This window comes from Christiangramia marina (assembly GCF_048285865.1).
Classification (GTDB): domain Bacteria; phylum Bacteroidota; class Bacteroidia; order Flavobacteriales; family Flavobacteriaceae; genus Christiangramia; species Christiangramia marina.
This window is the reverse complement of record NZ_JBLVTK010000003.1, coordinates 214,492-216,514: the sequence shown is the minus strand read 5'-3', so window position 1 is coordinate 216,514 and position 2,023 is coordinate 214,492. Positions and strand designations below refer to the sequence as shown.

Genomic DNA, 2,023 nt, shown 5'->3' with positions numbered 1-2,023 from the left:
TTCCAATAAAGGTGGATCATTCGAGGATATGATCGCTTATGTTGATGCAGACGGTAATTTAACCGACACTCCTCCAGATCCAACTCAGAAAGTAGAAGTAGAAGTTGAGGATATCGAAATCGCTATCCCTAAGAAAGAAGATAGAGAAGAGGAAGAGATCATTACCGATACAGAAGGGAAAGTTTCATTTTTCGATCATTCTAAAGGATTCGGGTTTATTATAGGTAAACAAACCGGTGAGAAATACTTTGTACACGTAAGTGGTCTTATTGATGAAATTGATGAGAATGATAAAGTAAGTTTCGAGCTGGAGCAAGGAATGAAAGGGCTTAACGCAGTAAGAGTTAAGATCATTGACTAATTTCCCAACCCTGGAAATTGAACTAAATACAGAACTGAATGTATCCTGTAGCGTAAAAGTTTGAAAACTAATTGATTATTTATATTGTGGATGTAATAATAAAGCTTACATTTGCCGTAGTAAATATTTTAGTTCTCTTCACTTTTTAGTCCTTTCAGGATATTTCAAGTTTTGTTTACTTCATTATTTAGTTTGTAAATTTAATAGTACCAGTATCAACAATCCTATATTCGCTCAAAAACGAGCATCCGATTTCTCAAAGACTCTTCGAAGCCGGGTAAATACCTATTTCAAAAAAAATAACATCAGTAAACACGCGAATGCTAGCATGATCGTGAAAACTGTTCTTATGCTTTTGACTTTCGTAGCCCCTTTATTGATCGTGAATACCGGAATGGTAGAAAGTACCTGGTTATTATTCGTTCTTTACATTATTAGTGGTTTTGGAATGGCAGGAATAGGCATGGGAATCATGCACGATGCAATCCATAACTCTTACTCGAAAAATCAAAAGGTTAATCAGTATTTAGGATATACTTTAAACCTGATAGGTGCCAATGCAGGTATTTGGAGGATTCAGCATAATGTATTGCATCATACGTTCACAAACATAGAAGAGGCTGATGATGATATCAACCCTCCGTTTTTCTTGAGATTTACTCCACATACCAAGAGATATAGTATTCATAAATTTCAACACTTATACAGTTGGTTCTTTTATGGATTGTCTACGGTAAGTTGGGTAACCGCTAAGGATTTTGTTAGAATGGCAAAATTCAAGAAAATGGGATTCTTCAAGGAAGGTAAAGAATTTAGGAAACAGTTATCTATAGTAATTGTATGGAAACTGGTTTCGTTCTTCTTTGTTTTAATACTGCCAATAATTATGGCTCCTCAAGCATGGTGGATCGTAGTTCTAGCTTTTATTAGCATGCACTTCGTAACAGGTTTGATGATTACTACCATTTTTCAGTTAGCGCATATTGTTCCAACGACTGAGTATCCATTACCTGATGAAAAAGGTATTGTACAGGGTGACTGGGCTAGCCATCAACTATTAACGACAGCTAATTTCTCCCCGAAGAGCAGGTTGTTTTCCTGGTTCATTGGTGGATTGAATTATCAAATTGAACATCATTTACTACCAAATATTTGCCATGTTCATTATAGAAAAATATCACATATAGTAGCGCAGACCGCAAAAGAATATGGTTTGCCTTATCATAATCAACACAGCTTTGTATCTGCAGTTGGAGAGCATTTCAAAATGCTTCGAGAACTAGGTAAAGTAGATAAATTGCGAGTTGGATAATTAAGATCGGAAGCCATACGATCTCAAAAGTTTAATGGCATTTTATAACAATTAATTATTAAGTAATGCAAGAAGGAAAAGTGAAGTTTTTTAATTCAACAAAAGGATTTGGATTTATAAAAGCTGACGATTCGAACGAAGACATCTTTGTACACTCAACTGGTCTTATCGACGAGATTCGTGAGGATGACAGAGTACAATTTGAAACAGAACAAGGTAGAAAAGGCCTTAACGCTGTGAATGTTGAAGTAATTGACTAATTATTTTCAATTTTCAATGTGAGACTTATAAATAAAGTAAGATCAAGGCCGGATGATCTTTAAATTTAACCGGCATCAATAACTATTAAT

Annotated in this window: 3 protein-coding genes; all 3 read left to right on the top strand. The window is 34.9% G+C overall.

The genetic code is table 11. The features are described 5' to 3' along the window. A partial coding sequence (locus tag ACNKXS_RS11775) for a cold-shock protein (RefSeq protein ID WP_417921013.1) occupies nt 1-361 on the top strand: 361 nt, incomplete at its 5' end. A gap of 349 nt (nt 362-710) precedes the next feature. After that, nucleotides 711-1,673, top strand: a complete 963-nt coding sequence (locus ACNKXS_RS11770) for a fatty acid desaturase family protein (RefSeq protein WP_417921012.1) — start codon at nt 711-713, stop codon at nt 1,671-1,673. A 65-nt stretch (nt 1,674-1,738) separates the two neighbouring features. After that, entirely contained in the window at nt 1,739-1,933 is a 195-nt protein-coding gene (locus tag ACNKXS_RS11765; RefSeq protein ID WP_026916191.1) for a cold-shock protein, read from the top strand. Nucleotides 1,934-2,023 lie beyond the last annotated feature (90 nt).

Coding starts and splice junctions, on each gene's coding strand:
- ACNKXS_RS11770 (WP_417921012.1), top strand. CDS start 711: ATGCTTTTGACTTTCGTAGCCCCTTTATTGATCGTGAATACCGGAATG.
- ACNKXS_RS11765 (WP_026916191.1), top strand. CDS start 1,739: ATGCAAGAAGGAAAAGTGAAGTTTTTTAATTCAACAAAAGGATTTGGA.